Below are 5118 nucleotides of genomic sequence, written 5' to 3'. Positions count from 1 at the left end.
CACATCAAAGCGCGCCACATCCGAGTTCTATCAGCCATGACCAGCCCGCTACCGGACCCCACCAAGATCCGAACGTCAAACAGCTCCTAGTTCCCTCCGTCCGTCGATCACCTTTGCGTACACACGTTGCAGGACCTCTAGGCTGTGGCCCGCTCGCTTGGCGACCTCGGTCGAGGCGACGCCGGAGGCTAGCCGGAGGGAGACGGCGGCGCGTCGAAGGTAGTGCGGCGTCGCCGCCAACGACGAGGCCATCTGCTCAGGGGTGAGCGCCTACTTGCGTGCAGACTTCCAGACGCCGGAGATCGCCGAGCTGGTGTACGACCGCCCTTGCTCGTGGCGAACAGTCTGCCGTTGCCGGCCACCCCGAACTGCTCGATGTGCTCGCGCAAGATCTTCACCAAAGCCGGAGAAGTCGGCACGGGCAAGCATGTCCTTGTCCGCCCGATGCTTCAAACCACGATCATCATGCGCGGCACCCGAGTCGGTATAGCGCTTGTTGGCGAAGGGCCGCGCACTGACAGAGTGATCGCCCTCGCCTTGGCACGCCCACCGCTGGTAGCTCACGTACAGCACGATCGGGCTGTATCGGTAGCGCTGGCCGAACAGACGCCCCCGCGGGCACTCTCCGTACTTTCATGCTGACAAGAGCGGCATGTTTGGGTCCACCGCGATACCGCTACCTAGCGTGACACTTTCATCGCAGTCAGCATCGCAGGCCTTGGGTGTGCCAGATTTGCACGTAGACCGCGACACCCCCTTGGCCTCGTCGATAGCAGTTCTTCCCCAAAACGGGAACCCGGTCACGGTCTTGCCCTAGCGTTCACACAATATGTAATACATGTCCGAAAATCCAGTTTTGGACAAGATTTATGACCCCCTAGGGCTGCCACCTGCGCGCCCAACGATCAAGCCTCTCGCTGTGTTCTTGATCACACTTATGCAAACCTTCACGGTCATGTCACGATTCGCTGGCAACCTCCCAAAAGGGATAGGAGACCCCAAGAGTTGCATACTTCATCAGCGAGTCAACGTCGCTCGATCCTCACCAAGGGTCAGCATCGCAGACTGGCAATCGCAGCGCTCACGGCATCGAGCCTTCTAGCATCACTGCTGTCGGCGGGGACCGCGTCGGCGCAAACCGAGCCATCCCCACACCCAAAAGGCAGCGACCAGAGCGCCGCACAAAGCGAGCTGACCGAGGCAGTCGAGCAGGCAAAGAGCACCGGCAAGCCCGTGCAGCTTCCGTCACTGACGACCGAAACCTCAACCAGCGAGGTGACTCCAGCGGGCAAGATCACTACGCGGATCACCTCCGGCCCCGTCCGAGTCAAGGACGCAAACGGCAATTGGCAGAAGATCGACACCGACCTCGAACGGTCGGGGAATACGCTGCAGCCAAAGGCGGCCAAGGCCGACATCAAGTTCTCGGGCGGTGGCAGCGGGCCGTTCGCCGAGTTCCGTCGCAGCGACGGCACGTCCCTCAGCCTTGGCTGGGAGGGGCAATTACCCCAACCAGCGATCGAGGGCAACAAGGCCATCTATCGAGGCGTCGCAGGAGAGGGAGCCGGTGACCTCGTCGCCACGGCCCTTCCCACCGGCTTGCGATTCGACGTCGTCCTCAACCGCAAGCCCACCAGCCCGGTAGAGGTACACATTCCCATCACCCCCCAGGGACTCACCTTGGGCGACAACGAGGGCAACCTCAAGGTAAGCGACTCTGCCGGCGAGGTGATCGCAATCTCCTCCAAGCCGGCAATGTGGGACTCCAATGCCAGCAACAAGGGACTCACCTCGCGAATCGGCCACCTAGCGGCCATTCGTCACGGCCGCAGCGGCCCGATCACCTCCAAGGTCATCGACAAGACCGGCGGCAAGGTGTTCGTGCTCAAGCCGTCCATGGATTTCCTTAACGACCCCGAGACGACCTACCCCGTCACAGTCGACCCCTCAGTTGCTTTGCCGCTCAACGGCGACACAGACGTGGATAGCGAGAATGACTGGAACAACGTCGACGGCGAATACCTGACCGCCGGGACGCAGGGCACCCAGAAGTCCCGAATCTACCTGGCCTTCGACACCAGAGGCCTTCCCGCCATCACGTCAGCCCAGCTCTCCCTCACCAACTTCGACGCTCCCAGCTGCGGCGCCACGGTCGGGGCCGGCATCCAGGTCCGACGCATCACCGGCTTCTGGCACGCCGACACCCAGACCTGGACACCCCAACCGACCAACACCACCGACGGCGCCGTCACCAACACCGCGGGCATCGATTCAACCTGCGCCACTTGGCCCGGCCAAATGACGTGGAACGTCACCACGATCGTCAGCGCCTGGGCAAGCGGAACCGCCCCCAACCACGGCCTGGTGCTGCAATCCCCCACAGAAACAACCAGCAACAACTACCGGGTCTTCACCTCCTCCGAGAACACCGATGACTTCGGCCCCCCACCCACGCTGACCGTCACCTCCGACACCGTCTTTATTCCAGGTGAGGGGGAGGACCCAGCCGATCCTGGTCCTGAGGATTTTAGACCAGGACAAGTGGATGTAGACACGGGCTCGTGGGTCATCAGCGGCATCGATGTGTTCGAGGATGGGCTGGTCACCACTCGCAGTCACAGTGCTGGTCAACGCACAGATGTAGCCCGTCCGAACGAGGCTGTTCTCGGCCCAAATTGGCGACTGGAACCTCTCGGCGGAATACTTAGATCTCGCCTAGTGGACAACAGCAGCAACGGCTACCTGCAGTTCGTGTACAGCACCGGCACGGAATCGGTGCGCTTCCTCGCCAACCAAGCACAGCCCGGGACGTTCACTGGCGATGATGGTGCGACCATAGTAAAGAACGCCGATGGCACGTTCACACAAAGCGGTGGCGAGTTTCAAATCACTTTAGTGTGGACCCAGGTGGGCAGTGAGTATCTCATCACCTCGCTGGGGGCCGCGGACACAGGCATGCAAACCATCAGTTACGACACTCAGGGGCGAGTGACGCGTCTGGTCTCCCCCGCAACTCAGGGTGTTTGCCCAACTCCCGATGCGCCTGGGTGTGCTTCGGTGACCTTTCAGTACGCCACAGCCACCACCGCAACCACGTCTCAACTGGGGGACGTAGCTGGACAGGTAAAGTCGATCAGCTACGATGCCCCCGGTGATGTCGCGTTGATTACCGCCGTTCGTTATGCTTACGACAGCGCGAAGCGCCTTCGAGAAGTCCAAGACGTACGACAGACAGACGGCGAACCGATCAAGGTAACGTCATACAATTACGACACGGCAGGAAACATCACGCGTTTGACCAGTGCCGCAGACGGAACTTGGGACCTGACTTATGCAGCCCCGGGCAAGTTGAGCACTGCCACCCAGGTAGCTCCGCCAAGCCTTGGCCGCATGGCGGCGGCTGCAAGCTGCGCCCCCTATGCAGCGGATTACATGCTGTACGGCCGATGTCCTCATGCCGTTGACGTACAGCAGGGGACTGGCGTCACACTCCGATCACCGTACTGGCAGAAAACTAAAACGGGTGCATCCGTCATGGGTGTCAATAATGACGGATGCAGCGCTCCCGTAGTCGGCGACTATCCAGTTTACTGGCTGAATTTCCGAGTAGCGTGCAATTCTCATGACTACGGCTACGGACTTATTCGCTCTGGATATCTCGCTAGGAGCAAGCGACCTTCCGTGGACGCGGTATTCCAAACCATCCTCACACAAAAAGTGTGCCCAGGATACCCAAAGTGGGACCCCGTAGGCAAAATTAACAAGCGAGCGGCCTGCATGCTTTACGCAGTAATCTTCTATAACGCCGTGCGTGCGCGAGGGGACACCTATATCTAAGCAATAGGAGGATGTTACCCCGCTCGGGAGGAATTCCACCTCCCGAGCACTTTTTTCTTTTTCGGGATTGTCAACAAGAGAAGATTTACCATATGAATAGAAACAAGCTTATCGTCAACAGTCTAGCAATTATTGCAGCATTGTGTTATGTGGGGGCAATAATTCACGCGACTTTTATGACACTGAACGGCCAACTCGGGGATGTCATGTATGGTGATTTCCTTACCATCTTGATGGCGCTACCTCTGTCCGTGGCGAAATTGTTCACCGACTCCTCTCTATCTGCAATAGTAATTGGAGTTCGCCAGGCGGATACCATATACGCATGGGACTACTTCATCATGACATGGCCGGGATTAGTGCAAGGCCTTCTCGCGGGATGGCTGTTAAGGTGGACAAGGAATCACCGTCCAGGCCGACTAGCGATCGGGCTGGCCGCAAGCGAAGCGGCTCTTGTTCTAATCTCCGGATACGCCACCATTACGGATCAATGGGCTCCCCGACGCCCTTATGGAGTACCAATATTGGTCTACGGCATAGCGCAAGCTATAGCACTATCGCTGTGGTGGTTGGCCAGAAGGAGAGCAGAACAAAGAGAGGTCGCCGGCCCGGCAGCGCAGAATCCCCTTCGATAATCACTCGTCCGACACATCGAGACCAGTGACATGCAGCCGTAGGCAGTCGTATGCCACCCGTGCAAAATATGTATGCAATGCCCCTTGGAGCCGTTTGCCAGGTCAGCCCAAATATGCGAATGGCCCCGGGGGTAACCCGAGGCCATTCCGCAACCGCTCGCGATCACTCGTTCAGAGCGTTCAGGATCTTGGAGTTCGCTAGTTCCCTCTGTCCGTCGATCACCTTCGCGTACACACGCTGTAGGACCTCTACGCTGTGGCCCGCTCGCTTGGCGACCTCGGTAGGGGCGACGCCGGAGGCAAGCCAGAGGGAGACAGCCGCGTGCCGAAGGTCATACGGCGTCGCCGCCAACGACGAGGCCACCTGCGCAGGGGTGAACGCCTGCTGGCGTACCGCCTTCCAGACGCGGGAGATCGCCGAGTTCGTGTAGAGCCCGCCCTTGCTCGTGGCGAACAGCCTGCCGTCGCCGGCCACGCCGAACTCTTCGATGTGCTCGCGCAGGATCTTCACCAGAGCCGGAGGAATCGGCACTGGCCGGGTGTCCTTGTCCGCCCGGAACCTGTCAAACGTGTTGAGACATCAGGCTACTTGTGTGGTTTGTGGTGAAGCGCCGTCGTCTTGAGACGTGAGTGGTTTGTTGATCCA

At 59.6% G+C, this 5118-nt stretch carries 3 protein-coding genes; 1 reads left to right on the top strand and 2 read right to left on the bottom strand.

Annotated elements, in window-relative coordinates:
* Positions 1–270 precede the first annotated feature (270 nt).
* Positions 271–573, bottom strand: a complete 303-nt coding sequence (locus tag ACGFIV_RS36140; RefSeq protein WP_392839575.1) for a hypothetical protein — start codon at positions 571–573, stop codon at positions 271–273.
* A gap of 432 nt (positions 574–1005) precedes the next feature.
* Here ACGFIV_RS36140 and ACGFIV_RS36135 point away from each other — a divergent pair, with 432 nt between their 5' ends.
* A complete protein-coding gene (locus ACGFIV_RS36135; RefSeq protein WP_392839573.1) occupies positions 1006–3837 on the top strand; it encodes a DNRLRE domain-containing protein in 2832 nt (943 codons plus the stop codon).
* A 798-nt stretch (positions 3838–4635) separates the two neighbouring features.
* Here the strand turns inward: ACGFIV_RS36135 and ACGFIV_RS36130 are convergent.
* Positions 4636–5004, bottom strand: a complete 369-nt coding sequence (locus ACGFIV_RS36130; RefSeq protein WP_392839571.1) for a tyrosine-type recombinase/integrase — start codon at positions 5002–5004, stop codon at positions 4636–4638.
* Between the last annotated feature and the right edge of the window lie 114 nt (positions 5005–5118).

This window comes from Sphaerisporangium sp. NPDC049003 (genome assembly GCF_043197795.1).
Classification (GTDB): Bacteria; Actinomycetota; Actinomycetes; order Streptosporangiales; family Streptosporangiaceae; genus Sphaerisporangium.
This window is presented reverse-complemented; position numbering and strand designations above follow the sequence as displayed.